Below are 25,229 nucleotides of genomic sequence, written 5' to 3'. Positions count from 1 at the left end.
GATCAATCGGGCGCACCCTGCCCGGCGGCCACCGGGACGGATGCCGTGCGCGCCGATTCGGTGCGCATGGCGCGGACCCAGACGGCGAAACCCCAGGCGACGAAGCCCGCGTAGATCAGGTAGAGGGTGGCGGACGGGTAGTAGCCCGCCTTCAGCAAGAGTGGGACGCCGACGATGTCGACGGCGATCCAGATCAACCAGAACTCGGCCAAGCCGCGGGCCATGCCGTAGGTGGCGAGGACCGAGCCGGTGAAGATCCAGGCCTCCGCCCATGGGCCGTAGGAGCCGATCCAGGCGAACAACTGGGCGAAACCGACCGTGCCGAGGAGCATGGCGGCGACCAGCAGCCATCGTTCGCGGGCGGTGGCCCAGCGCGGCACCACGCCGCGGTGCTCGAGCCCGGTACCGAGGCGGGCGTGCCGATGCCACTGCCACCACCCGAACACGCTGACCGCGATGAACATGAGCTGCCGCCCGGCCTGCCCGGCCATGTTCAACTGCTGCGGTGTGTTGAAGAAGCCGCCGACGAACACGGTGAACAGCAGCGCGTTGCCCGCGATTCCGACCGGCCACGCCCACACCCGCCGCCGCATGCCGCCCACCGCGGCGGCCAGTCCGAACCCGTTGCCGATGACCTCACGCCAGAGGATCGCCGAGCCCGCGATGTGCAGTTCGGCGTCGAGCAGTGTGCTGAGCGGGTCCACCTGGTGTGCAACCAGCGCTGTGCGCGATCTCATCCGCGGACGACGAGTTCGGCTCGCCGTCATACCGAATGCCCGTGCGTGGACGCGGACGCCGGGGTCCGTGCGCGGACGCCTGGGTATCCGGACCGGCGACGCCGGGTGTCCGGTGCGCGCACGCCTGGATATCCATGGCACGGACGGCGCATCCGCAGGGCCGACGGTGAAATGCCCTCGGCGCGTAACGATTGCGCAATCTGGGCCCACGAAATGCAATATCGGTGCAATCGGGTCCTTCTATCGTGACCGAATGAGCACCGAGCACGCCGGGGGGACCGGTATCCACATCAGCGGGCTGAGCAAGTCCTTCCGCGCCGGGCGGCGCACGGTGCACGCGCTGGACGGAGTGGATCTGCATACCGAGCAGGGCGCGTTCCTGTCGCTCCTCGGTCCTTCCGGCTGTGGAAAGTCCACCGTGCTGCGGATTCTGGCCGGATTGGAGGAACCGACCGCGGGCACCGCGCTGATCGACGGCCAGACGCCCGCGCAACTGCGTGGCCGCCACGAACTCGGCATCGCGTTCCAGGACGCGGCGTTGCTGCCGTGGCGCTCGGTGGAATCCAATATCAAGCTGCCGTTGCAGGTGGCCGGTCTGAAACCGGATCCCGCGCAGATCGCCGACCTCGTCGCGCTGGTGGGATTGGAGGGCTTCGAGAAGGCCAAACCCGCGCAGTTGTCCGGCGGCATGCGGCAACGCGTGTCCATCGCGCGTGCGCTGGTCGTGCAGCCGACTGTGCTGCTGCTCGACGAGCCCTTCGGCGCGCTGGACGACATGACCAGGCAGAAGCTCAATCTGGAGTTGCTGCGGATCTGGACGGAGAAGCCCGCGACCACATTGATGGTCACGCACGGCATCGCCGAGGCGGTCTTCCTCTCCGACGTGGTGGCGGTGCTGAGCCCGCGCCCGGGCCGCGTGCTCAGGCTGGTGGAGATCGATCTGCCGCGGCCGCGGCTGCCGGAGATGATGCGTACCCCGCAGTTCCACAAGTTGTCCGACTATCTCTCCGAACTGCTGTTCGGCAAGACTGGTGCGGGCGGCGTCGCCCTCGAACGCGGCGACCGTGCGCTCGACGCGGGCGGTCCGTCGTGAAGCGGCTCGGTGGACTGCTCGGCATCTTCGGCCTCGCCGGGGTGTGGTGGCTCGCCGCGGCGCTCGACCTCGCGGGCGGCACCATCCCGAGCCCCTGGCGGGTTCTGCACACCATGTACACCGACGGCTGGCAGCTGTACGGGCCGAACTTCGAGATCACCGCGATCGGCGCGCTGAAGGGCTTCCTCTGGGGCAACGCGCTGGCCATCGGCCTCGCGGTCGCGGTGGCGCTCATACCGCAGCTCGAATCGCTGGCCACCCAGTTGGCGATCCTGTCCTACTGCACGCCGCTGCTCGCGCTCGGCCCGATCATCCTGGTTGTCTTCGGCGGACGCACGCCGACGGTGTTCCTCGCCGCGATGTACTGCTTCTTCACCACGATGGTCGGCAGTCTCGCCGGTTTGCGCTCGGCCGATCGGGCGAGTCTAGAGCTGGTGCACGTCTACGGCGGCGGGCGCTGGCAACGCCTCTACCGGGTTCAGCTGATCGCCGCGCTGCCGAATACTCTCGCGGCGTTGAAGATCGCCGCGCCCTCGGCCGTGCTCGGCGCGATCATCGGGGAGTATCTGGGCGGCGTGGACAGCGGGATCGGTGTCGCGCTGACCGCCGCGCAGACCGCTTACAACGTGCCGCGTACCTGGGGGATGGCGCTGGCCGCCGCGGCGCTGGCCGGTCTCGGCTACTCGATCGTGGCGCTGGTGGCGCGGCTGGTCACGCCATGGACCGGGGAGGAGGTGCGATGACCGTCCTGCGTCGCCTCGGCGGGTTCCTGTTCCCGCTCGTCACCTCGCTGCTGCTGATGCTGGTCATCTGGTGGGCGTTCCTGGCGGCCTTCCCGCAGGTGGGTCCGCGGGTGGGCAAGACTCCCGGCGATGTGTGGCGCTATCTGGTTACCTCGCCCGGCGCACCGCAAGCGCGCGCGGCCATCCTCGACAACCTCCAGATCACGCTGCGCGACGCGGCGCTCGGCTTCGGCGTCGGCATGGCGGCGGCCATCGCGCTCGCCGCCCTGTTCGTGTCGTTCCGCGCCGTGGAGCACACGTTCATGCCGGTGGCCATGCTGCTGCGTTCGGTGCCGCTGGTGGCGCTCGCGCCGATCATCGTGCTGGTGTTCGGCCGCGGGCCGGGCGGAGTGACCGTGATGGCCGCGATCGTCGTGCTCTTCCCGGCTCTGGTGATGATCACGACCGGACTGCGCAGCGCGCCCCGCCAGGCCATGGAACTGATCGCGGCGTACGGCGGTTCACGCTGGACGGCGCTGCGGATGGTGGCGGCTCCCGCGGCGTTGCCCGCGGTGTTCGCGGCGGCGCGAATCTCGGTGCCCGGCGCGCTCATCGGTGCCTTGATCGGCGAATGGCTCGGCAGTGGAACAGGTCTCGGAGCCAGTCTGATCCGTGCGATACCCACGTTCCGGTACAACGAGCTGTGGGCGTCCATCGTGATCGTCACCCTGGTGTCGGTGCTGCTGTACGCGATCGTGGGCGTCGTCGAGAACCTGGTGCTGGCCCGGTTCGGCCCGGATGCCGGGCGCGGTTGATCGTCGCGATTCGGTGTTGGGAACCTGAAAGAAAAGAAAACGAAACCGAATCCCCCTAAATTCGGTCCATGACACCCGCGCAACGCTCTTCGTTCGGGGCGAACCTGAACCGCAGGTCCTTTCTTCGTTATTCGGCACTGACCGGGGCCGCGCTCGGCGGCGTCGGCGCGCTCGCCTCCTGCGGCGACGACGCGGGCGGCTCGTCGACCGGCTCGACGCCGGACGGCTCGCGCTACGGCACCGTCGCGATCCAGCTGTCCTGGATCAAGAACATCGAATTCGCGGGCGAGTATTTCGCCGATTCGCGCGGCTATTTCCGGGAGGCCGGGTTCGGCTCGGTGAATCTGCTGGCGGGCGGCGCGGCGAGCACGTCGGTGGAGGCCGGGCTCGACACCGGAAAGGTGTGGCTCGGGCTCTCGGCGCCGCAGACCACCGCGCCCGCGATCCTCGAGGGATTGCCCGCCAAGATCGTCGCGACCACCTACCAGAAGAATCCGTTCGCGATCGTCAGCTCCGCGGCCAAGCCCATCAACTCCCCGCAGGACATGAAGGGCCGCAAGATCGGCGTGCAGGACACCAATCAGCTCATCTTCAACGCGTTGTTGACCGCCAATGGCATGAAGCCGGGCGATGTGACCATCGTGCCCGCGCAGTTCGACCCGACGCCGCTGGCCAACGGCGAGGTGGACGGTTGGGTCAGTTACGTGACGAACGAGCCGATCACGCTCGCCGCCAAGGGTTTTCCGAACGCGCACTTCTTGTTCGCCGATTTCGGCCTGCCGCTGGTCGCGGAGACGCTCACGGTGAAGCAGTCCACCATCGACAACGAGCGCGAGAAGCTGAAGGCGTTCCTCACGGCGGAGATCAGGGGGTGGAAGGACGCGGTCGCCGCACCGGCCGAATCGGCGCGCCTCGCGGTCGAGACGTACGGCAAGGACCTGAATCTCGACCTAGCCGAGCAGACCCAGGAGGCTATCGCGCAGAACGACCTGGTGGTCTCCGCCGACACCGCCGCGAACGGTCTGCTCACCATGACCGACGCGCTGATCGAACAGAACATCGCCGCGCTGCGCACCGCGAAGATCGACATCCAAGCCGACCAGCTGTTCGACCTCTCGGTGTTGCGCGAGGTCTACGCGGAGAATCCCGGCCTGAAGGACTGAGCGTTCCGCCGCGTCACAACCCGACGCTGGCCCGCGCGCTGAACGCCTGCTCGGCGTGGATCACCTCGGCGTTCCCGGACTGCTGACGCCCCGACCGGCCCGATCGGGCGGCCAGCAGTTCGGCGGCGATGGCCACGGCGGTTTCGGCCGCCGTGCTCGCGCCGACGTCCAGGCCCGCGGGAGAGTGCAGGCGTGAGAGCGTCGCCTCGTCGAAACCGCCTGCCCGTAAATCGTCCAGGCGCCGGACGTGCGCCGAGTAAGAGCCCGCGGCACCGAGGTAGCCGAGCTCCGGCAAGCGCAAAGCGACTGTGAGCAACGGGATTTCGAACTTCGGATCGTGCGCCAGCACGACAATGCCTGTGGTGGAGTCGATTTCGCCCGCGGCCGAAAGGGTGTTCAGGTAGCGGTGCGGCCAGTCCACCACCACTTCGGCGCCGGGGAAGGCCTCCGGCGTGGCGAACTCCTCGCGCGAATCACAGATGGTGACGCGGTAGCCGAGCAGTCTGGCCTGCACGGTCAGCGCCGCTGCGTAGGAGTTGGCGCCGAAGATGATCAGTCGCGGCGGCGGGGCGAAGGACGAGATGAACACGTCCGATTCGGGAAGCGCGACCAGTTCGGTGTTGTGTCGCTGACCGGTGATCAGGTGCTGGCCGATCACGTCGGGGTCCGGGTTCCATACCACGGTGAACACCGTAACCCGCCGGTGCGCCGCGATTTCGGATGCGACAGTGGGGAATTCGGGAAAGTCCCGCCGGGAGAACGGCTCGGCGAAGACGTCGATCATGCCGCCCGCCTCCATGCCTGGTTCGCCGGGCGGCACGGGTAGGCGATGCATGGCGCGCTGCCCGGTGCGTGCCGCGGTCACCGCGGCCTCGTGCATCGCGGTCTCCACCGAGCCGCCGAGTCCGGATCCGTACACGGCGCCGTTGGCGTCGACCAGCATCGCTGTGCCCACCGGCAGCCGCCCCGAACCCACGGTCCGCACCACGGTGGCCAGGCCACCGATCCGGCCCGAGTGCCATACCCGCAAGAGGTCGTCGACGATGTCGCGCATCAGTTTCCGCTCCGATCAGCGTGCGTCGAGGCCGGGAAGTCTCGATCCCTTCCCGTCGCCAAATCGTCGCACGTGACGCACACCATATCGTCTCTACTGGACAAATAGGTACGCGCTCCCGAATCTCCTGCCGCCTCGGCGCTCACCGAGGTCCAGTGCTTGTGGTCGATCACAACGGGGTGACCGGGTGTGTCGTGGAACACAGCGCGGGCCAGCCCGCTCGGTGCCGCCCGCTCCGCGGCGAGCACCCGCGCGACGACGTCGGCCCCGACATCCGGGGTGTCCACCGGCATGATCGCGACGGCTCGTGCAGGAGTTCGCGCCGCCGCGCGCAGCCCGGCCCGCAGCGAGGCGCCGATGCCGGTCGCCCAGTCCGGCGCCCAGACGGGCACCGCGCCCGCGGGCAGTCCGACCGTCTCCGGCGCGGGGCCGGTGGCGCCGAGCACCACGATGACCGGGGCGCAGCCGCCGTCGCGCAGGGCGTCCACCGCGGCACGCAGCCAGGCGCCGCCCTCGGCCAATGCCTTGGGACGGCCGTAGCGGGTGCCCGCGCCCGCCGCGAGCACGATGCCCGCGCACCCCGTGCGGGCGACCGGAGCGTTCCCGGCGCGTTCCGATGCAACCACGTGTCCCACGCTAGACCGCGTGCGTTGCCGGTGGGTTACCTGAAAGTGCCGGACAACCGGGGTGCGAGGTTAACCGCGAGCGCCGAATCCTGGCTTTCGCTCGGACAGCGACCTTCGACACGCCGACGATGTTCTGGTGGCGCGCGGGCTCGCCGTATTCGATGCTGGTTCGATGACGGACGAGCCGGCCGGAATCACCGAATTCAACGCCCTGTCCAACGCGACGGCCGCCGACGCGTTGCTCGCCTGTTGCGCCTCGCCCGCCTGGGTCGGCGGGATGCTCGCCGGGCGGCCGTACCGCAGCGCCGAGCGCCTGTACGAGACCGCCGACGCCGTGCTCGCCGCACTCCCCGAGGACGAGATCGACCGCGCGCTGGCCGGGCATCCGCGCATCGGCGAGCGGACGGACGACACGACCTCGGGCCGCGAGCAATCCGGCGTGGCGGAGGCGACCGACGCGGTGCGCGCGGCGCTCGCTGAAGGCAACCGCGCCTACGAACAGCGCTTCGGGCACCGGTATCTCGTCTGCGCCACCGGCAGATCCGGCGCGGAACTGCTCGACCTTCTCACTGCCAGGCTGCGCAACGATCCCGCTACCGAAAGGGCTGTAATGCGAACGGAATTGGCGAAGATCAATCGAATCCGGCTGCGGCGGATGCTGGCAGGGCTGGCATGAGCGAGCGAGCTGGGGCGGATCATATGTCGGCGCGTGGCGCGTATGCCGGAGTCGCGCGTCAGCCGGGCGAACGCAGTGGGCGAGTCGTGCTCCGGCACGAGGTGATGCCGGAGGTGAAGGCATGAGTACCTTGAGCACGCACGTCCTGGATGCGGTGCACGGATTACCGGCCGTCGACGTGGCGGTCACCCTGTATTCCGGCGACGCCTTGCTCGGTGCGGGCGCGACCGACGACGACGGCCGGATCGGCGGACTGGGCGCCGAACTCGCGCCGGGCGTCTACCGCATCGTCTTCGACACCGGAACCTATTTCGGGCACAGGCGAATCGACACCTTCTACCCGGAGGTCTCGATCTCGTTCGTGGTAGCCGAAGAGCGGCACTATCACGTCCCCCTGCTGCTCTCGCCGTACGCCTTCTCCACCTACCGAGGGAGCTGAGCATGACACTGTCCGGCCCGATCGTGCTGACCGACAACCGATACGGCAAGGCGGAGAACCGGATCGTCCGGATCTACCGCGACGGTCCGCGCCACGAGATCCGCGACGTGAACGTCACCACGGTGCTGCGCGGGGATTTCGCCGCCGCCTACACCGCGGGCGACCAGTCGAAGGTGCTGCCCACCGACAGCCAGAAGCAGACCGCCTACGCCTACGCGAAGAAGCCGGGCCTGCAATCTGTCGAGGATTACGCGCTGGCGCTGGCCCGGCATTTCGTCGACACCATCGAGCCGGTCGACAGCGCCACCGTAGAGGTGGACGAATATGCCTGGCAACGGGTTTCGGTCGACGGCGCCGAGCACGACTTCACCTGGACGCGGCAGGGTCCGGAGGTGCGCACGGCGCGAATCACCGTCGCGGGTACGGGAGATTCGCAGCGCGCGTGGGTGATCGGCGGCGTCCGGGATCTGATCATCCTGAAGTCGACCGAATCCGAGTTCGCCGACTTCCTCACCGACGAGTTCACCGTGCTGGAGCCGACCCGCGAACGCATGCTGGCCACCTCGTTGTTCGCGCGCTGGCGCTTCGCCACCACCGAGGGCGTGGACTGGGACGCGACCTACGACGGGATTCGCGCGCGGTTGGTGGCGGTCTTCGCCACGCACTACTCGAAAGCCTTGCAACAGACGCTGTTCGAGATGGGCAGAGCGGTGCTGGAGTCGTTTCCGGTGCTGGCCGAGGTCCGCCTCAGCGCGCCCAACAAGCACCACTTCCTCTACGACCTGGCCAGATTCGGCATCGAGAACCGCGGCCAGGTGTACTACGCGGCCGACCGCCCGTACGGCCTCATCGAGGCGACGGTGGCGCGCGCGGACGCGCCGGACGCCGGGCTGGCGTGGGCGCCGTGAGCCAGGCCGCGACCCTCGTGATCGACGGCTGCGCGGTGGCCACCGTTGACGCGGCGGGCACCGAGTATCGGCGCGGCCACGTCGTGGTGCACGGCAACCGGATCGGCGCGGTCGGGCCGGGCGCCGCGCCCGCGCTCGACGCCCCGCGCATCGATGGCCGCGGCTGCCTGCTGACGCCCGGCCTCGTCAACACCCACCATCACCTCTACCAGTGGATCACCAGGGGATTGGCCGCCGACGCGGGTCTGTTCGACTGGCTGACCGCGCTCTATCCGATCTGGGCGGGCATCGACGAGGAATCGGTGCGGATCGCCGCCACCGGTGCGCTGGTCGCCCTCGCGCGCACGGGTTGCAGCACGACCGCCGACCACCACTACCTGTTCCCGCGCGGCGGCGGTGACCTGCTCGGCGCGGAGATCGCCGCGGCCGCGACCGTCGGCTTGCGTTTCCACCCCTGTCGCGGCGCCATGGACCTCGGCGCGAGCGCGGGCGGTTTGCCGCCCGACTCCGTGGTGGAATCGCTGGACGCCGTCCTCGCCGCGAGCGCCGACGCGATCGCCCGCTGGCACGATCCGTCTTTCGACGCCATGGTCCGGATCGCGCTCGCGCCGTGTTCGCCGTTCTCGGTGACGGCCGACCTGTTGCGCGAGTCCGCCGCACTGGCCAGGGCCGAAAAGGTGCGCCTGCACACCCACCTGGCCGAAACCCTCGACGAACAGGACTACTGCGCCGCCACTCACGGCTGCACGCCCGCACAGTATTTGGAGCGGCTCGACTGGCTCGGCGCGGACGTCTGGTACGCGCACGCCGTCCACCTCGACGACGTCGCGATCGCCGCCATCGCGCGCACCGGCACCGGCGTCGTGCACTGCCCCACGTCCAACGGACGCCTCGGCGCGGGCATCGCCCGCGTTCCCGACCTGCTCGCCGCCGGCGTCGCGGTGGGGCTCGGCGTCGACGGCGCCGCGAGCAACGAAGCCGGCTCGATGATCGAGGAACCCCGCAACGCCCTGCTCTACGCCCGCGCCGCCAACGGCCCCCGCGCGATGACCGTGCGGACCGCGCTCGAGCTGGCCACCATGGGCGGCGCGCGGGTCCTCGGCCGCGCCGCCGAGATCGGCTCCATCGAACCCGGCAAACTCGCCGACCTGGCCCTCTGGCGCATGGACACCCCCGCCCACGCCGGCATCGACGACCCCGTCACCGCACTGATCCTCGGTTCCCCGCCCCCGCTGGCCGCCCTGATCGTGAACGGCCGCGAGGTGGTGCGCGACGGGGAGGTGCGAACGGTGGACGAGGAAGCGGTGGGCCGCGCGGTAACGCGCGCCCAGACCGCCCTCGTCGCCGGTACTCGGTGAAGCATTGGGCGACAACGGGATCGGGTCGACTGCCCGATCCCGTCGTCAGACCGCGAACACTGTCGTCCCCTCCGCGACGGTGGGCGCGGAGTCGCGATCGCCCGTGGCGTTCGGCGGGCACGGCAGCGGATCGGCGTTCCCGTCGGCACGCAGCGCGAGCAAGCACATGACGTCGTGCAGCGTCAGCCCGAGTTGCGCGGCGTGCAGTCGGCCGACTTCGAGGTCGAAGGGCGCTGCCGAGTGCGGTTGGTCCAAGAGGATCATCTCCGCCAGCGCGACGCCGAGCAGCGCCTGCTCCCTGGTCAGCCGCCGATCGGTCGGGAGGTAGGACAACACCCAGCTGCCCCTGCTCGGTTCGGGAAGATCCACCCGGAACGCCGCCTCCAGTGCGACGTCACTCGTTATCAGCCATTCGGTAGCGGTAATCGCCATCGCGCGAACTCCTCCGCCGGTCGCGGCGGGATCCGCTCGCCGCGGGTGCCCTCGTCGCGCCCGCGGAGGACGATCGAGGTAACGGCCGCGCAATCTGGGGCGGGTGTCGCGCAACACCGCGGCAACTCCGGGCCCCTACTGTGGCGGCAGGTGCTGTGGAGCGAGGTGAGACGTGGACTTGGACACGATCCGTTCGGTGGTGGTGGCGCGGGGGCGGTCCGACCTGGCCGGCGTCGGCGGGGCGACCGGGGTGCTGGCCGGGGGGACGTTCCTGTTCTCGGAGCCGCAGCCGCAGCTGCACCGGCTGGTGGATATCACCGCGCTCGGCTGGCCCGCCTTCACGGAGACGGCCGAGGGCTTGGAGATCGGGGCGACGTGCACGCTGGCGGAGTTCGCCGGTGCCGCGCCCGGGCGCGAGCTCGGTGCCGACGCGCGGTGGCCGCGGTGGCCGGGGACCGCGCTGTTCGCGCCCGCCTGCCGGGCGCTGGTGGCCTCGCACAAGATCTGGCACAGCGCGACCGTCGGCGGGAACGTGTGTCTCGCGCTGCCCGCCGGTGCGGTGCTCGCGGCGCTGACCGCGCTCGACGGTGTCGCACTGGTGTGGGCCGCCGACGGCGGTGCTCGCCGGATTCCGCTGCGGGAGTTCGTGATCGGGCCGGGACTTTCGGTGTTGCGTACGGGCGAGGTGCTGCGCTCGGTCGTGGTGCCGGAGCGCGCGCTGTTGGCGCGCACTGCTATTCGAAAGATCGCGCTCGCGCCGCTTGGGCGGTCCGGTGCGCTGTTGATGGGGCGGCGCGAGCCCGACGGACGGTGCGTGCTGACGCTCACGGCGGCGACCACCCGTCCGGTCGTGCTGAATTTCCGTACCGTGCCGGAGGATCGCGAGGTGGCGGCGGCGGTGGCGGGTATCGATGCGGCGCTCTGGTTCGACGATCCGCACGGGTCGCCCGACTGGCGCAGACATGCCGCGGGGCTGCTCGCGGTGGAAGTGGCCGCCGAGCTGCGCGCCGAACCCGGTGGGCGACCGTGAGATTCGAGATCGACGGCCGCACCGTCGACGCCGAACCCCGTCCGGGGCAATGCCTGCGCACGCTACTGCGCGAGCAGGGATTCTTCGCGGTGAAGAAGGGGTGCGACGCGGGCGACTGCGGTGCGTGCTCGGTGCGGCTCGACGGAAAGACGGTGCACTCGTGTCTGATTCCGGCCTACCGCGCGGCCGACCGGTCGATCACCACGGCGGCGGGGCTCGGTGCGCCGGATCGATTGCACCCGGTGCAGCGGCGGATCATCGAGGAGGCGGCGTTTCAGTGCGGGTTCTGCACGGCGGGCATGGTGGTGACGGCGGTGGGGTTGGGGTGCGGAACCGACGGGGGACCGGATGCTGCCGATCTGCCGGAACTGTTGAAGGGGAACCTGTGTCGCTGCACCGGGTATCGACCGATTCGCGCGGCACTGACGGGCGATGCTGACGGCTCCGGTTCACCTGGCGAGGTGGAAAGCGCCCTGCCCGCGGGGACGGGTGCGAGCGAGCGGCTTCCGTCCGGACTCGGTCGCCTCGGCGCTCCCGCCGGTCCTCGGATCGTCACCGGCACAGAGCCGTTCACGCTCGACGTGCTCCCCTCCGTCGACGACCCGGCGGCGCCTCCGACCGCCCCCCTGCACATCGCGGTATTGCCGAGCCCGCATCCGCACGCGCGCATCATCTCCATCGATACCGCCGCCGCCGAGGCGATTCCGGGCGTGCACGCTGTCCTGACCTTCGCCGACGCCCCCGCGGTGCCGTTCTCCACGGCCAGGCACGAGTGGCGCGCCGACGACCCGGACGACACCTTCGTCCTCGATCGCACGGTGCGTTTCGTCGGCCAGCGCGTGGCCGCCGTCGTCGCGGACAGCATGGACATCGCGTCGGCGGGATGCCGCGCCCTGCGCGTTTCGTACGAGCCGCTGGCCGCCGTGTTCGATCCAGTGGAGGCGTTGAGCGAGGACGCGCCGAAACTGCACGGCGACAAACCGGATTCGGCGCGTATCGCCGACCGTGAACAAAACGTGGTCGCCGAATTGCACGGCGGCGTCGGTGATATGGACGCGGGTCTGGCCGCCGCGACGCGAGTGGTGCGCGGGACGTGGCACTCGCCGCGCGGACAGCACGTCCACCTCGAAACCCACTGCGGCATAGGGTGGCTGGACGCCGAGGGCAGACTCGTCATCCGATGCAGCACGCAGGTGCCGTTCCTGACCCGCGAGGAGCTGTGCCACATCTTCGGGCTGCCGCGGGAACGGGTGCGGGTGTTCGCCGCTCGGGTCGGCGGCGGTTTCGGCGCCAAACAGGAAATGCTCGTGGAGGATCTCGTCGCGCTCGCGGTGCTGCGCACAGGGCGGCCGGTGCAGTACGAGTACACCCGCTCCGACGAGTTCACCGCGGCGACCAGCAGACATCCGATGCGCGTCGCCGTCACCGCGGGCGCGGACGCGGGCGGCGTGCTCACCGCGCTCGCCGTCGACGTGCTGTCCGACGCGGGTGCGTACGGCAATCACAGCGCGGGCGTGATGTACCACGGGGTGAGCGAGTCCATCGAGGTGTACCGGTGCGCGAACAAGCGCGTGGACGCCCGTGCGGTCTACACCAACAACGTGCCCTCCGGCGCGTTCCGCGGTTACGGGCTCGGTCAGATCATCTTCGCCGTCGAGTCCGCACTCGACGAGCTGGCCCGAGAGCTCGGCATCGATGCGTTCGAGTTCCGTAGGCGCAACGTGGTCGTCCCGGGTGACGCGTTCACAGGTGCGAAGGTGGAGGCCGGGGATCTGGTGTTCGGCAGCTACGGGCTGGATCAGTGTCTCGACCTCGCGCAACGAGCTTTACTGCGCGGCAACGGGATAACGGCACCGGGTCCGGGGTGGTCGGTGGGCGAGGGCATGGCATTGGCGATGATCGCGACCATCCCGCCGCGGGGGCATCGCTCGACCGCCGTCGCGATATTGCGGTCCGACGGTTCTTTCGAAATTCGGGTGGGCACAGCGGAATTCGGTAGCGGCACGACGACGGTGCACGCGCAGCTCGCGGCGACGGCCTTGGCCACCGAGCCGGCGCGGATCGCGATCCGGCAGTCGGACACCGACCTCGTCGACTACGACACCGGAGCGTTCGGCTCGACCGGCATCGTCGTCGCGGGCAACGCCGGTTACCGAGCCGCGCTCGCGCTGAAGGACTCGATGCTGGCCAGGGCGGCCGAACTCACCGGGACACCGGTGCGCGACTGCGTCCTGGGTCCGGACGGGGTGCGGTGCGGCGATCGGCTGATCAGCACGGCGGAGCTCGCGGCGGCGGGCGAACTGAGAGCGCACGGCGACCACACGGGTATCCCGCGCTCGGTCAGCTTCAACGTGCACGCCTTCCGCGTCGCCGTCGAGCGCGCGACCGGTCGGGTCCGCATTCTGCAATCGGTCCAGGCCGCCGACGCGGGCACCGTGCTCAACCCGGTGCAGTGCCGCGGGCAGGTGGAGGGCGGGGTCGCCCAGGCCATCGGCACGTCGCTCTACGAGGACATGCGCTCCGAACACGGCGTCGTGACCACCCGGACATTGCGGCAATACCACATTCCGCAGCTCGCCGATCTACCCTCGACCGAGGTCTACTTCGCCGACACCGCCGACGAACTCGGACCGCTCGGCGCGAAATCGATGAGCGAGTCACCGTACAACCCGGTCGCCCCGGCGCTGGCCAATGCCATCCGCGACGCCGTGGGAGTGCGCATCGATCGACTGCCGATGACGGCCGACCGGGTTTGGCGCGCCATGCAGGAGGGAGAGGAACGGTGACCGCGACACGGCTGCCGGAGAACGTCCGGGCCAGGATCGAGGCCATGCTCGAGGCCGTAGACGCCGATCTGCGGGCGCGTTACCCGGGGTCGGGGGACCGGACGCAACCGATCCACACCGTCTACGTGCCCGCCGACCGCGCGAGCGCCGACACACCGGCGGAGTGGGGCGCCGCGGCCGTCGAGCTGCTGGACACCCACCGCGAATCGCTCGCCGAACTCGACACCGCCGCGGCGCTGCCCGCGGTGCGGGAGCGGCTGCTGCGTGAGCCGGTGCAGGATCTGCGGATCGATTTCGAGGACGGCTACGGGTATCGCTCGGACGAGGAAGAGGACGCTGCCGCGACGGCAGCGGGCGAGATTCTGGCCGGGTGGTCCGTCGACGGCCCGGCCGGCTTCGGCATTCGGGTCAAAGGACTGGAGGGGCTCGAGCGTCGCAGGGCCGTGCGCACCCTCGAACTAGTGCTGGACGGCGCGGGCGGTGTGCCGGAAGGTTTCGTCTTCACGGTGCCGAAGATTCGTGCCGCCGAGCAGGTTTCGGCGCTCGTCGCGCTGTGCGAGGGGTTGGAGCGTGGATCCGGGCTCGCCGATGGCATGCTGCGCTTCGAATTGCAGATCGAGAGCCCGCAGGCGATCGTCGGCGCCGACGGCGGTGTGCCGGTCGCCAAGATGATCAAGGTCGCCGGGCGACGTTGCGCCGGGCTGCATTTCGGCACCTACGACTACACCGCCGCGTGCGGGATCGCCGCCATCGACCAGGCGCTCGACCATCCCGCCGCCGACTACGCCAAGGCGGTCATGCAGGCGGCAGCGGCGCAGACCGGCGTCTGGGTGTGCGACGGATCCACCCAGATCGTGCCGGACGCGGAACCGGAAGCCGCACTGCGCGAACATCATCGGCTGGTCACTCGCGCCCTGCGCCGCGGCTATTACCAGGGCTGGGACATGCACCCGGGGCACCTGGTCACCCGCTGGCTGGCGACCTACGAATTCTTCCGTGGCGCGATCGATGTCGCCGTGCCCCGGCTGCGGGCGTACCTCGAGCGGCACGACGCCGTTTCGGGAGTCGTCGACGAACCGGCCACCGCCGAGGCGCTGGCCGCCACGGTGCTTCGGGGGCTGCGTTGCGGCGCGCGCTCGGAGGCGGAATTGACTTCCACGGCACCGGAACTGACCCGGGAGGTGTTGGAAGCGCTCGCGGCGCGCGAGCCGATCGGTGATCTCGGCGTGAAGGAGAAGCGATGAGCGAACGAAGCGAGCGAATCACCTCGCACCTGCCGGAGCAGAACGTCGGCGAGGCGCAGACATGAGCGAGGCCGACGGGCATTTCACGCTGCTGCCCGATCTTGCGGTGCGCCCGCTCGGCGGCGCGGTGATCTGGGCGAACGACGAGTTCTTCGCGGAGAAGGAGAACTTGATCAGCCCCGGCGTGCCGGAGTATCGACCGTCCACCTTCGGCCACAGAGGCCAGGTCTACGACGGATGGGAGACCCGCAGGCGCCGCGGCATGCCGGGCGACGACGCGGCCGTCGTGCGGCTCGGCGTGCCGGGGGTGGTGCGTGGCATCGTCGTGGACACCGCGTGGTTTCGCGGCAACTATCCGCCCGCGGTGTCGGTGGCGGCGCTGGAGGTCGAGGGATATCCGACCGCCGAGTCGCTCGCCGGTCGAACGGACTGGACGACGCTGATCGACCGCGCGCCGATCGCCGGAGACGCTCGCAATCCGTTTCCGGTCGACAGCGAAAAGCGGTGGACGCACGTGAAACTCACCATGCACCCGGATGGCGGCGTCGCTCGGCTACGCGTCCACGGCGAGGGGAGGCCCGATCCCGCGCTGCTCGGTCTCGGCCCGCTGGACTTGGCGGCGCTTGAGAACGGCGCCCTGGTGCTGGACTGCTCCAACCGCTTCTACAGTTCTCCCAACCAGTTGCTCTATCCGGGCTCGGCGCGATGCATGGGCGACGGTTGGGAGACCGCGCGCCGCCGCGACGACGGAAACGATTGGGTGCGAATACGTCTCGCTGGCCCGGGGCTCATCCGGCTCGCAGAGATCGACACCTCCTACTTTCTAGGCAACAGTCCCGGTTCGGCGCGGCTGTCGGGGCGCACCAACGACGGCACCGACGTGGAACTGTTGCCGCGCACCGAGCTACTGCCCGACACCAGGCATCGCTTCCCGATCGCGCCGATGGCGGCGTCGGTCGAAGAGGTGCGCCTGGACATCTATCCCGACGGCGGACTTGCCCGGCTGCGGTTGTACGGGGAGCTGGGCGCATGAGGGATTTCGTAGGGTACGGGCCGAATCCGCCGGATCCGCGGTGGCCGGGCGAGGCGCGCATCGCGGTGCAGTTCGTACTGAACTACGAGGAGGGAGGGGAGAGCTGTGTGCTCGACGGAGACCCGAGCTCGGAAACATTCCTCTCCGAAATGACTCCAGCTCAGGCCTTTCCGAACCGGCACATGAGCATGGAGTCGCTCTACGAATACGGCTCCCGCGCCGGCGTGTGGCGCGTGCTGCGGATTTTCGAGCGCCGCGGCCTTCCCCTGACCGTGTTCGCCGTGGCGCGCGCCATGGAGCGGAACCCCGAGGTGGTCGCGGCGTTCTTGGAGCTGGGTCATGAGATCGCCTGCCACGGCTTGCGTTGGAAGTCCTACCAGCTCACCGACATAGAGACCGAGCGCGCCCACATGGCCGAAGCGGTGCGCCTGCACACCGAGCTGACCGGCGCCCCGCCGCTGGGCTGGTACACCGGCCGCGATTCGCCCAACACGCGCGAATTGGTCATCGAACACGGCGGTTTCGTCTACGACTCCGACTCCTACGCCGACGACCTGCCGTACTGGGTCACCGCGCACGAGCGCCCCCACCTCGTCGTGCCCTACACCCTCGACACCAACGACATGCGCTTCGCCTCCCCGGCAGGCTTCCCTAGCGGCGAACAGTTCTTCACCCACCTCCGCGACGCCTTCGACGTCCTGTATCGCGAAGGGGCGGAAGGAAGCCCGAAGATGCTCTCCATCGGCCTGCACTGCCGATTGGTCGGCCGCCCCGCCCGCACGGCCGCCCTCGACCGCTTCCTCGACCACGTCCAATCCCACGACCGGGTCTGGATCACCCGGCGAATCGATATCGCCGAGCACTGGCGGGCGACTCACCCGCCGCAACTGTGATACTTGGGCGACGCACCGGCCGGAAGTGTCCAGCCGCGAGTACGTCCGCGTTGTTGATCGCCGCTCCGCCCTCGAATTCGTCGGAACCGCTCGGTCTTTCGGTGCGTCAATATAAGTAGGCCATTGCTCGTCCACGAACGGCGTAGCGGTAGTCGCCGGTAGCGGCCAACCTGAGGGACATCGGCGTCCCGCTATGCTCGTGGCGGCATCAGCTCGTGCCGCAGAACGTTTCAACCTGGGGTTGTCCCCGGTCTGGGGGAGGTGACGCCTCATGGCTGAGAGCTTGAACGTCGATCCGGAGCGTATCCGGACGCATGCGTCGAATGTGGAGAAGTTGGCAGCGCCGTTGGGGCAGGCGTTGGATGCGGCGAAGGCGGTGTCGGCTCCGACGGAGGCGTTCGGCAAGATCTGTGCGTTTCTGCCACCGTTGTTCGTCGATTCGGTGGAGAGCGACGGGATCGCGGCGCTCGAGGCCGCCGTCACGGCTGTGGGCGAGGACGCGGGCAAGCTGCGCACAGTGGCCGAGGGGTATGAGAGCACCGACAGCTCGAATGCGAGCAAGCTGAAGGCGGTTGAGCCGAACGGGTCGGCCAAGTGAGTGATGGCCAGTCGAATCCGCTGATCGCGCAGGCTGAGGATTCGACGGAGTGGTACTCCGGTGTCACGCTGTTCGAGACGGTTTCCGATACCTACGAAGCGATTTCGTCCGGTTCGTGGGTCGAGGCGGGGCTCGGGATCGTCGGTGTCGGGCTCGAGGTCGCCGCTGTGGTGGTCGACCCGTTCGGCACGCTGGCCGGTTTCGGTGTGGGTTGGTTGATCGAGCATGTCGAGCCGTTGCAGGAGGCGTTGAACTGGGTCGCCGGTGATCCGGATCAGATCCAGGCGTATGCCAAGACCTGGAGCAATGTTTCGGAGAAGATCAACGAGGCCGCCCAGGCGCACAAACAGTCCGTGGAGCAGGACATCTCCGAGTGGACCGGTGCGACGGCGACCGCGTATCGGGCGCGGGCGGCTGAGACCGCTGATGCGTTGGCCGCGGCGACGAAGGCGGCCGAGGCGGCCTCCCAGGCCATCGAGATGGCCGGTGGTGTGGTGGCGGCGGTGCGGATGGTGGTGCGCGACATCGTCGCTCAGACCGTCGGGCGGCTGGCGGTGTGGGCGGCCGAGGCGGTGTTCACCCTCGGTGTCGGCATCCCGGTGGTGGCCACCCAGGCCGCGGTCTACGTCGCCAAGACGATGAACACGATCTCGAAGCTGTTCCGCAAACTCGCTTCGACGATGTCGAAGCTGACGCCCGCTGCTGCGGAAGCTGAAGGACGCGTTCGCCGCGATCATGAAGAAGCTGACCGGAAAGCGCGGTGCTACCCCGTCCGGCACTCGTCCGTCGAAGAAGACCGATACCGACACCACACCGGCGAACACGGATACGAAACCCGCCAACACCGACACCAAACCCGCAGGCACCGAGCCGAAGCCCGCCGATCCGCCATCGAAACAGCCTGATACACCCAATAACTCGCCCGACAACACCAATCCCGCGGGCACCAACTCGCCAAGCAACACCGACAAGCCGAAGCCCAACAACCCGTCGAAGTCGAACGAGGGTGTGGGCGACGAAGCGCGGGCCAACAATCCGAAGGACACGCAAAAGCCGGAGGACGTCAACTCCTGCGGTGACCCGGTCGATGCCGCGACGGGTGAATTCCTGCTGCCGGAGACCGATGTGGAGTTGCCCGGAGTGCTGAGCCTGGTGTTGCGGCGCAGGCATCGGTCGAGCTATCGGTTCGGACGCTGGTTCGGCCCGTCCTGGTCGGCGACGTTCGACATGCGCGTGGTGGTCGATCAGCAGGGCGTGACCTTCGTCGGCGAAGACGGAATCCTGTTGGCCTACCCGCACACCGCACCCGATATAGCCGTGCTTCCTTCGGGTCGTTCGCCACGCTGGACGATGACCCGGACCGAGTCGGGCGGTTACCGCGTCTTCGACCCCGACCGCGAAATCACCTGGCACTTCGCCCCCAAACCCTCACACAGCGCGATCTCGACCCTGCTCGGTGACTACCCCATCACCGCGATCACCGACCGCCACCACAACGAGATTCGCTACCACTACGACGCCGACGGCGCCCCGACCGAAGTCACCCATTCCGGCGGCTATCGCGTACGAGTCGACACCGCCGAAGGACGCGTCACGGCGCTGTCGGTGCTGGGCCGCGACGCCTACGGCTCCGAGATCGTCACCCGCGTCCGCGAATTCGGATATGAGATGGGTCAATTGGTGTCGATCACCAACGGCGTCGGCGCCACGACCCACTACACCTATGACGACCAGCATCGGATGCTATCGTGGACCGACTCCAACGGCAACCAGATGCACAACGTCTACGACGGGGCCGGACGCGTCATCCGCCAGCACGGCACCAACGGCATCATGTCGGCCGAGTTCGACTACGACAGCCTTCCCTCGGGCAGCCGCACGACGTACACCAATTCGTCTGGCGCAGTGACCATCTTCGAGTTCGACGACGATCTGCGCCTGCGGAACACGATCGACCCGACCGGCGCTCGCACCCGGACCGACTACAACGACGACCGCAAGCCCGTCCGGGTGGTCGCCGCGGACGGCGCTGTCACCCGATACGAGTACAGCGACGACGGCGACCTCGCCGCTGTGACTCGCCCGGACGAGGCGACGATCACCGTCGAATACCACGCCCGAAACCGCCCCGGGATGATCCGCGATGCCGATGGTTCCGTCAGGCGCTTCGAATACGACGAGCACGGCAACCTCACCGCGGTCATCGACAACGCGGGCCTGCGCACCGTGCACACCCACCACCCGTCGGGCGCCGTCGCTTCGATCACCGAATCCACCGGCGCGCGAACCGTTGTCGAAGTGAACGCCGCCGGGCTGCCGGTGACAATCGTCGACCCGCACGGCGGCGTCTCCCGGATCACACGTGATCACTTCGGTCGTCCCGTCACCGTCATCGACCCGTTGAACGCGATCACCCGCTATCAATGGTCGCCAGAGGGAAAACTGCTGTGCCGCACCGACTCCGACGGCCACACCGCCACCTGGGAATACGACGGGGAAGGCAACCTCCTCACCCATATCGACCGGGCGGGCGGGCAGACTCGCTTCACCTACGGCGCGTTCGACCTACTGACTTCCCGCACCGAACCCGACAACACGACCACCCACTACGCGTGGGACACCGAACGCCACATGGTCGGAGTGGTCAACCCGCTCGGTCACACCTGGCGCTACACCTACGACCCGGCCGGCCGCGTGAGCAGCGAGGTCGACTACACCGGCGCGCAGACCCGCTACGACTTCGACGCCGCCGGGCGCGTCACAGCAGCCACCGCGGCTACCGGCGTTACCCGCCGCAACCGCTACGACATCCTCGGACGACTCACCGAAGTACGCGCCGACACCGGCGAATGGGTTCGCTACACCCACGACCTGGCCGGACGCCCACTCACCGCGATATCCGGCGTCGGCAACGACCGCACCCACACCGTCGAATCCACCTACACCACCGAAGGCCGCCTCGTCACCCAACGCGTCGACGACCGCCCCGCGATGGTCTTCGGCTACGACGCCCACGGCCGCCGCACCGCCCGAACCAACCCCTCCGGCGCCACAACCACCTGGCAACACGACCCCACCGGCCGCATCACCGCACTCACCACCGACGACCACACCATCGCCTTCACCCACGACGCAGCAGGCCGCAACACCGGCTGGAGCCTCGGCGCCATCACCGTCGAACAAACACTCTCCTCCCACGGCCTCATCACCCAACAGCAAGTCCACGCCAACCTGGCGATCGTGCAGGACCTCACAACCCCGCCTGCCCCGCACCTCCTGCGCCGAGACGACTACACGTGGCGCCCAGACGGATACATCACCACCCCACACCACCACCCGCCCCGACACCAGCCCCCTCGTCCGCGACTACACCCTCGACCCCATCGGCCGCGTCACCACCATCACCGCCAACGGACGAACCACCGAGCGCTACACCTACGACGCCCTCTCCAACATCACCACGAGCCACCTACCCGAAACCGACACTGCCCCAACAGCTACCACCGCAACCGCTGTCGCAGACCGCTCCAACCCCGTCACCGACATCCACCGCGAATACCGCAACAACCTCCTCATCCGAGACGGCCGCACCCGCTACCACTACGACCAAGCAGGCCGCCTCATCCGCAAAGAAACCACCCGCCTCTCCCACAAACCCGACATCTGGCACTACCGCTACAACGCCTTCGACCAACTCACCGACGTCTACACCCCCGACCGCCAGTGGTGGCACTACACCTACGACGCCTACGGCCGCCGCACCACCAAACAACACCTCACCAACGACGGAGCCGTCCTCGAACGCACCGACTATGCCTGGGATGACACCCGCCTCATCGAACAAAGCGCCCCACAGGTCGTTCGGCGCTGGAGCTACCAACCCAACACCTACATACCCGTAACCCAAACCGCCGACCAAGTGACCATCGACCGCGAATTCTTCGCCATCGTCACCGATTTGGTCGGTACCCCAACTGAACTCATCGATCCCGCTACGGGACACATCGCCGCCTACGCAACCTCAGACCTGTGGGGCCGCACCACTTGGCGCGGAAGCACCGACACACAACTCCGGCTTCCCGGTCAGTTCTACGACCCTGAAACCGGACTCCATTACAACTTCTTCCGTATCTACGATCCCGACAGTGGCCGGTACATCTCACGGGATCCACTTGGCCTGCTACCCTCGCCCAACCCCCATAGCTACCCACGCAATCCAACCACCTGGATCGACCCTCTCGGACTTGCGTGTCGAGAGTACGCAAATTTGTATGATGGGAGCGGTGGTATTCTTGGCAAGCTCACCGATGAAGGCATTCTATCCTTTGTTATCGAGCGAGGTGCCGGTACTCCTAGCGGGCGGGATATGTTCCAAGAAATGGTAGATCACTTCGGTCGAGAAAATATAACCGGAATCGATGCCAAATGGGTAACGGAGATGCCGACCAATCTTGATAAATACAATGAGCTGATCCGGCAAGGAATGAGTCCTGAGCAGGCGGCTCTGGCGACCTTTACTGGAAAGCGTGCATCGGAGCTCGGGTTCACCAACGTGCACGTATACAAGCTAATGGGCGATAGTGGTCAGTATACAAACATCGAGGTGCTGTTCTCGTGAGTGAAAACGTTCTGGACAACAGGATTGTTGCCGTGCGCAAGCTGGCGGCAGAGGGTCATTCTTTTCAAGATATTCTATCGTACCTCCGGTCCGACGAGAATTTCGAGCTGACTGCCTTTAAGCTGATTGCCATACTGTCGAATTCGTGCGAGATCCCTTGGATCGAAATAAGGGATCGTTTAGTGCCGCTTCTGGCCTTGGATAACGGGACGGCCGAGAGGGTCGAAGAGTTGGAGCGGGAGTGGCAATGGCTTGTCAAATTCCGCTCCGGTCAAGCCGGTACTTAGCCAGTTGTGTCGCAAAGGTGACGCCATGAATGGTGAGCAGCCGAGATATTCGTCATCCAACATTCGTAAGACTGTGTGGGGAAAATGCTCGGCACTCGAGGGAGGGGGTTGGTATACGGTGTGGCAGTTGGAATTTTTGTCATCGTATCGGGAGCGGTCGGTAAACGTTCTAAGCGACTCGATGATCGGATTTCGAGCCGTTCTCGAAATGAAGGGCGGCGTCGACGGCGAACTGCATATTTTCACCAGTGAACACGCCATGTCGGCAGTCAACTATCCGATGACCTACAAGAGCTTCCGAATCGTCAACGATAGTATTGCGGAGATTGACAAGATCCAGGGCCTCCCTAGGGACTGGTATGCACCGTTCCGGTGAAGTATTGCGAGCTGCGTTGCTTCTGTCGTAATGCCCGCATGCCGGAAAGCGCCGCCCTCGGACCGGCCGAACATTTTGGTGATTTATAACCAGCAGGGGCGCTCGTCGACTTTGCCGAAATCGGCGCGGTTGATCCGGAAGTCAGGGTGGGGCCGCGTGGGATGACGGGGACGGTGGCGATGATCTGGCGGGCGAGGGTGTGGCCGCTGACGAGTGACATGCGGACGGCACCGCCGCGCGGTACGGCGCGCAGGTCGGTTACTGCATGAGCACCACCGCGGACGGGCCGGAGACTGCGGTGGTGCATACGTATGAGGGCACTTTGGCCACGCTGTGGTGCGCACGGTTGGTGAGCCCGTGCGCACCTTGTCGAGTCGCAGGTCGACCGGAGGGCAGGCTGCCGTGTCGGCGTAGAGACCGGGCAGGTCAGGCGGTGTGGTGGGGAAGGTGTAGGTGAGGCGGTGATTTCGGGCAGGCTGAAATCACGTACGGGATTGCGTACGGGATGAGGTATGCTGGAGATCGAAAGATCCTGACTGGAGGTCACATCATGCGCGCTATGCACGCCACCGAGGCGCGGGCCAACTTCGCGGCAGTTCTCGATGCGGCCACCGAGGACAACGACGAAGTCGTCATCACCCGCAGCGGTGACAAAGAGCCTGCTGTCGTCATCAGTCTGCGCGAATACGAGGCGCTGAAGGAGACGGCCTACCTGCTGGGCAGCCGGGCGAACGCTCGCCGTCTGATGGAGTCGATCGAAAACGTCGAGCGGGGCCTGATCGAGCCGCGCTCGCTGAGTGATGACGGGTCTGTCGAGGCATGAGCCGCAAGGTTCTGTTCGACGCCAACGGGTGGGAGGACTATTTCTACTGGCAGTCCGGGGACCGGGCCACTCTGAAGAAGGTGAACCGGTTGATCGAGGATATTCGCCGCAATGGCAACGCCGACGGTATAGGCAAGCCGGAGCCGTTGCGGCAGAACCTGTCCGGGTGGTGGTCCCGGCGAGTCACCAAGGAGCACCGCATCGTGTACCGCGCCGACGACGATGTCGTCGTCGTCATTGCCTGCCGCTACCACTACGACGACTGAAAGCACCGTGAGTCGGCACCGCCGGCCGGGTGGCTAGGTCGATTCAGCTGACTGACCAGCACGCGAGGCGCAATGTCCGTCGAGTTCGCCAAGTGGGGGTATCGGCCGCATGTTGAAGAGCTGAGTTGGCTTCGGACGGCGCTGGTTTCCTTCGTGGCTTGCTCGATGCGTTGCGTTGGATGGATGCGGCTGCTGACTGCTCGTGTGGCACACCACGATGGCGTGAGCCAACGACGTGCGCCCATCCGTCGCTCGGAGTAGTGACGCCGGATCGGTCACGGTATGGGCGCCAAACGGCGATGGTATGGACACATGGCTTCGATTCCCCTTGCGAGTGGGAACTCTTCGGCAACACGCTGAGCGAAGGAACGAGGAGGCCGACATGAGCGAGTACGCCTGCGGCGACTGCTGGCGCCGCGAGAATCTGACATTCGCGCAGCGACTGGACCCGGCCTTCATCCGGCGCGGGAGTGGGCACCTGTGCGATGAGCATCGGGCCAGCCGAAACGAATCACGGCGCCCGGCACCGCTCGCGCAGCGCGCGTGTCCTTCGAGATCCACATCTGGAAAAGAAGGCAGCCACCGCTAGCTACACCAAGGGCTGGACCGACTGTCGAGGTCTACGCCGGGAGGGCTGGTTCCTTGCTTCATCCGAGATGTTCACGGGAACCGTGCGAATCCATCCCTTGAGCAAAGTCGCACAGTGCCTTGACCGTTGGTAAGTCGGCGGCGTGGCCGTGCCGAGTGCGCACTGTCGAGTGACCCCGGGCTTGTGCATGTCCGGGGATGTCGGCAACCCGAAGTGCCCCAGTAAGAGGGGGATGCGCCCCTCGATGTCCTGAGTAGGCTGCGAGTTGTCGATCACCGAAAAGCGAAAGGCAGCAACATGATCCGGAAGGTTGTTCTGGCCGTAGCGGTAGGCGTTGCGATTACGGCACCCGCGACAGCGTCGGCCGATGTCGCACGGCATGATTTCGTTGCCGACAAGCCCGCTACCGCACAGGAAGTGGCGATCAGCACTGGATCCGGCGTGGCCGATGCCGTCATCAATGGCTTGATTGCCGCGATCTTCGGCCCGAATGATCCCTCGACGTGCAAGTTCCCTTACTGCTTCTGAGGGTCGTCGGGTCGTGTGGTTCGGCTACTGACTGTCTCGGTGGGTCGTCGCCGTACGAGTCGGGCCCCGGAACTGGTCAGGCGAAGACCTCGTCGAGGGTGGTGGCGGTGAGGACGCGGACGGTCCAGGTTCGCA

25 protein-coding genes and 1 pseudogene are annotated in these 25,229 nt (G+C 67.5%); 22 read left to right on the top strand and 4 right to left on the bottom strand.

The window, feature by feature from the left end; translation table 11 throughout:
- Positions 1 to 2 precede the first annotated feature (2 nt).
- Positions 3 to 737, bottom strand: a complete 735-nt coding sequence (gene pnuC, locus NAM01S_RS28360; RefSeq protein WP_084483388.1) for a nicotinamide riboside transporter PnuC — start codon at positions 735 to 737, stop codon at positions 3 to 5.
- A 253-nt stretch (positions 738 to 990) separates the two neighbouring features.
- Between pnuC and NAM01S_RS28355 the strand changes: the two genes are divergently transcribed.
- From NAM01S_RS28355 to NAM01S_RS28340, 4 genes are all read left to right on the top strand, one after another.
- Entirely contained in the window at positions 991 to 1,830 is an 840-nt protein-coding gene (locus tag NAM01S_RS28355) for an ABC transporter ATP-binding protein (RefSeq protein WP_067791034.1), read from the top strand.
- Entirely contained in the window at positions 1,827 to 2,573 is a 747-nt protein-coding gene (locus tag NAM01S_RS28350; RefSeq protein ID WP_067791032.1) for an ABC transporter permease, read from the top strand. Before NAM01S_RS28355 ends, NAM01S_RS28350 begins: the two co-directional genes overlap by 4 nt.
- The gene (locus NAM01S_RS28345) at positions 2,570 to 3,367 is read left to right on the top strand and encodes an ABC transporter permease (RefSeq protein WP_067791083.1); all 798 of its coding nucleotides are present in this window, start codon (positions 2,570 to 2,572) and stop codon (positions 3,365 to 3,367) included. The genes NAM01S_RS28350 and NAM01S_RS28345 overlap by 4 nt, the downstream gene beginning before the upstream one ends.
- 68 nt (positions 3,368 to 3,435) lie before the next feature.
- A complete protein-coding gene (locus NAM01S_RS28340; RefSeq protein WP_067791025.1) occupies positions 3,436 to 4,530 on the top strand; it encodes an ABC transporter substrate-binding protein in 1,095 nt (364 codons plus the stop codon).
- Positions 4,531 to 4,543: 13 nt separating this feature from the next.
- On the opposite strand, the gene NAM01S_RS28335 is transcribed toward NAM01S_RS28340, so the two are convergent.
- Together NAM01S_RS28335 and NAM01S_RS28330 are read right to left on the bottom strand one after the other, a co-directional pair.
- Complete coding sequence (locus NAM01S_RS28335; RefSeq protein WP_067791023.1) at positions 4,544 to 5,584, bottom strand: XdhC family protein; 1,041 nt, start codon at positions 5,582 to 5,584, stop codon at positions 4,544 to 4,546.
- Positions 5,584 to 6,210, bottom strand: coding sequence for a nucleotidyltransferase family protein (locus tag NAM01S_RS28330; protein ID WP_067791022.1), 627 nt, complete (start codon positions 6,208 to 6,210; stop codon positions 5,584 to 5,586). Before NAM01S_RS28330 ends, NAM01S_RS28335 begins: the two co-directional genes overlap by 1 nt.
- 172 nt (positions 6,211 to 6,382) lie before the next feature.
- Between NAM01S_RS28330 and uraD the strand changes: the two genes are divergently transcribed.
- The 4 genes from uraD (at position 6,383) to NAM01S_RS28310 (ending at position 9,591) form a co-directional block, all read left to right on the top strand.
- Positions 6,383 to 6,886 (top strand): 2-oxo-4-hydroxy-4-carboxy-5-ureidoimidazoline decarboxylase, encoded by a 504-nt coding sequence (uraD, locus tag NAM01S_RS28325; RefSeq protein WP_067791077.1) that lies wholly within the window; start codon positions 6,383 to 6,385, stop codon positions 6,884 to 6,886.
- A gap of 121 nt (positions 6,887 to 7,007) precedes the next feature.
- Positions 7,008 to 7,325, top strand: a complete 318-nt coding sequence (gene uraH, locus NAM01S_RS28320; RefSeq protein ID WP_067791021.1) for a hydroxyisourate hydrolase — start codon at positions 7,008 to 7,010, stop codon at positions 7,323 to 7,325.
- A 2-nt stretch (positions 7,326 to 7,327) separates the two neighbouring features.
- Positions 7,328 to 8,233, top strand: a complete 906-nt coding sequence (gene pucL / locus NAM01S_RS28315) for a factor-independent urate hydroxylase (protein WP_067791020.1) — start codon at positions 7,328 to 7,330, stop codon at positions 8,231 to 8,233.
- Positions 8,221 to 9,591: an 8-oxoguanine deaminase gene (locus NAM01S_RS28310; RefSeq protein WP_084483387.1), complete on the top strand. Its 1,371-nt coding sequence runs from the start codon at positions 8,221 to 8,223 to the stop codon at positions 9,589 to 9,591. The genes pucL and NAM01S_RS28310 overlap by 13 nt, the downstream gene beginning before the upstream one ends.
- Before the next feature lie 45 nt (positions 9,592 to 9,636).
- On the opposite strand, the gene NAM01S_RS28305 is transcribed toward NAM01S_RS28310, so the two are convergent.
- A complete protein-coding gene (locus NAM01S_RS28305; RefSeq protein ID WP_067791019.1) occupies positions 9,637 to 10,023 on the bottom strand; it encodes a hypothetical protein in 387 nt (128 codons plus the stop codon).
- Between the two features lie 172 nt (positions 10,024 to 10,195).
- Here NAM01S_RS28305 and NAM01S_RS28300 point away from each other — a divergent pair, with 172 nt between their 5' ends.
- The 14 genes and pseudogenes from NAM01S_RS28300 (at position 10,196) to NAM01S_RS28240 (ending at position 25,094) form a co-directional block, all read left to right on the top strand.
- The gene (locus NAM01S_RS28300; RefSeq protein ID WP_067791014.1) at positions 10,196 to 11,053 is read left to right on the top strand and encodes an FAD binding domain-containing protein; all 858 of its coding nucleotides are present in this window, start codon (positions 10,196 to 10,198) and stop codon (positions 11,051 to 11,053) included.
- The gene (locus NAM01S_RS28295) at positions 11,050 to 13,839 is read left to right on the top strand and encodes a molybdopterin-dependent oxidoreductase (RefSeq protein ID WP_067791013.1); all 2,790 of its coding nucleotides are present in this window, start codon (positions 11,050 to 11,052) and stop codon (positions 13,837 to 13,839) included. The genes NAM01S_RS28300 and NAM01S_RS28295 overlap by 4 nt, the downstream gene beginning before the upstream one ends.
- The gene (locus tag NAM01S_RS28290) at positions 13,836 to 15,083 is read left to right on the top strand and encodes a DUF6986 family protein (protein ID WP_372511739.1); all 1,248 of its coding nucleotides are present in this window, start codon (positions 13,836 to 13,838) and stop codon (positions 15,081 to 15,083) included. The genes NAM01S_RS28295 and NAM01S_RS28290 overlap by 4 nt, the downstream gene beginning before the upstream one ends.
- Positions 15,084 to 15,144: 61 nt before the next feature.
- Positions 15,145 to 16,116: an allantoicase gene (gene alc, locus NAM01S_RS28285; protein ID WP_067791012.1), complete on the top strand. Its 972-nt coding sequence runs from the start codon at positions 15,145 to 15,147 to the stop codon at positions 16,114 to 16,116.
- Complete coding sequence (gene puuE / locus NAM01S_RS28280) at positions 16,113 to 17,009, top strand: allantoinase PuuE (protein ID WP_067791011.1); 897 nt, start codon at positions 16,113 to 16,115, stop codon at positions 17,007 to 17,009. Before alc ends, puuE begins: the two co-directional genes overlap by 4 nt.
- 271 nt (positions 17,010 to 17,280) lie before the next feature.
- On the top strand, positions 17,281 to 17,607 hold the full coding sequence (locus tag NAM01S_RS28275; protein WP_067791010.1) for a type VII secretion target: 327 nt from the start codon (positions 17,281 to 17,283) through the stop codon (positions 17,605 to 17,607).
- A complete protein-coding gene (locus NAM01S_RS36825; protein ID WP_067791009.1) occupies positions 17,604 to 18,512 on the top strand; it encodes a hypothetical protein in 909 nt (302 codons plus the stop codon). The genes NAM01S_RS28275 and NAM01S_RS36825 overlap by 4 nt, the downstream gene beginning before the upstream one ends.
- 103 nt (positions 18,513 to 18,615) lie before the next feature.
- Positions 18,616 to 20,106: pseudogene (locus NAM01S_RS37580) on the top strand (DUF6531 domain-containing protein); the annotation flags it as partial.
- A 763-nt stretch (positions 20,107 to 20,869) separates the two neighbouring features.
- Positions 20,870 to 22,225 (top strand): RHS repeat-associated core domain-containing protein, encoded by a 1,356-nt coding sequence (locus NAM01S_RS37575; RefSeq protein ID WP_505250012.1) that lies wholly within the window; start codon positions 20,870 to 20,872, stop codon positions 22,223 to 22,225.
- Positions 22,222 to 22,512 (top strand): hypothetical protein, encoded by a 291-nt coding sequence (locus NAM01S_RS28255; protein WP_067791001.1) that lies wholly within the window; start codon positions 22,222 to 22,224, stop codon positions 22,510 to 22,512. The genes NAM01S_RS37575 and NAM01S_RS28255 overlap by 4 nt, the downstream gene beginning before the upstream one ends.
- A gap of 25 nt (positions 22,513 to 22,537) precedes the next feature.
- Entirely contained in the window at positions 22,538 to 22,888 is a 351-nt protein-coding gene (locus NAM01S_RS35450; protein ID WP_157107960.1) for a hypothetical protein, read from the top strand.
- 559 nt (positions 22,889 to 23,447) lie between these two features.
- Positions 23,448 to 23,711 carry a type II toxin-antitoxin system Phd/YefM family antitoxin gene (locus tag NAM01S_RS28250; RefSeq protein WP_253799444.1) on the top strand — a complete coding sequence of 88 codons (264 nt, stop codon included), beginning with the start codon at positions 23,448 to 23,450 and terminating at the stop codon, positions 23,709 to 23,711.
- Positions 23,708 to 23,977 carry a Txe/YoeB family addiction module toxin gene (locus tag NAM01S_RS28245; protein ID WP_067790998.1) on the top strand — a complete coding sequence of 90 codons (270 nt, stop codon included), beginning with the start codon at positions 23,708 to 23,710 and terminating at the stop codon, positions 23,975 to 23,977. The genes NAM01S_RS28250 and NAM01S_RS28245 overlap by 4 nt, the downstream gene beginning before the upstream one ends.
- A gap of 886 nt (positions 23,978 to 24,863) precedes the next feature.
- Positions 24,864 to 25,094 (top strand): hypothetical protein, encoded by a 231-nt coding sequence (locus NAM01S_RS28240; RefSeq protein WP_067790997.1) that lies wholly within the window; start codon positions 24,864 to 24,866, stop codon positions 25,092 to 25,094.
- The last annotated feature ends 135 nt before the right edge of the window (positions 25,095 to 25,229 follow it).

The sequence above is a fragment of the Nocardia amikacinitolerans NBRC 108937 genome, from assembly GCF_001612615.1.
Lineage (GTDB): Bacteria > Actinomycetota > Actinomycetes > Mycobacteriales > Mycobacteriaceae > Nocardia > Nocardia amikacinitolerans.
This window is presented reverse-complemented; position numbering and strand designations above follow the sequence as displayed.

Coding starts and splice junctions, on each gene's coding strand:
- NAM01S_RS28345 (WP_067791083.1), top strand. CDS start 2,570: ATGACCGTCCTGCGTCGCCTCGGCGGGTTCCTGTTCCCGCTCGTCACC.
- alc (WP_067791012.1), top strand. CDS start 15,145: ATGAGCGAGGCCGACGGGCATTTCACGCTGCTGCCCGATCTTGCGGTG.
- uraH (WP_067791021.1), top strand. CDS start 7,008: ATGAGTACCTTGAGCACGCACGTCCTGGATGCGGTGCACGGATTACCG.
- pucL (WP_067791020.1), top strand. CDS start 7,328: ATGACACTGTCCGGCCCGATCGTGCTGACCGACAACCGATACGGCAAG.
- NAM01S_RS28305 (WP_067791019.1), bottom strand. CDS start 10,023: ATGGCGATTACCGCTACCGAATGGCTGATAACGAGTGACGTCGCACTG.
- NAM01S_RS28340 (WP_067791025.1), top strand. CDS start 3,436: ATGACACCCGCGCAACGCTCTTCGTTCGGGGCGAACCTGAACCGCAGG.
- NAM01S_RS28335 (WP_067791023.1), bottom strand. CDS start 5,584: ATGCGCGACATCGTCGACGACCTCTTGCGGGTATGGCACTCGGGCCGG.
- uraD (WP_067791077.1), top strand. CDS start 6,383: ATGACGGACGAGCCGGCCGGAATCACCGAATTCAACGCCCTGTCCAAC.
- NAM01S_RS28355 (WP_067791034.1), top strand. CDS start 991: ATGAGCACCGAGCACGCCGGGGGGACCGGTATCCACATCAGCGGGCTG.
- NAM01S_RS28275 (WP_067791010.1), top strand. CDS start 17,281: ATGGCTGAGAGCTTGAACGTCGATCCGGAGCGTATCCGGACGCATGCG.
- pnuC (WP_084483388.1), bottom strand. CDS start 737: ATGAGATCGCGCACAGCGCTGGTTGCACACCAGGTGGACCCGCTCAGC.
- NAM01S_RS28245 (WP_067790998.1), top strand. CDS start 23,708: ATGAGCCGCAAGGTTCTGTTCGACGCCAACGGGTGGGAGGACTATTTC.
- NAM01S_RS35450 (WP_157107960.1), top strand. CDS start 22,538: ATGAATGGTGAGCAGCCGAGATATTCGTCATCCAACATTCGTAAGACT.
- NAM01S_RS28240 (WP_067790997.1), top strand. CDS start 24,864: ATGATCCGGAAGGTTGTTCTGGCCGTAGCGGTAGGCGTTGCGATTACG.
- NAM01S_RS28250 (WP_253799444.1), top strand. CDS start 23,448: ATGCACGCCACCGAGGCGCGGGCCAACTTCGCGGCAGTTCTCGATGCG.
- puuE (WP_067791011.1), top strand. CDS start 16,113: ATGAGGGATTTCGTAGGGTACGGGCCGAATCCGCCGGATCCGCGGTGG.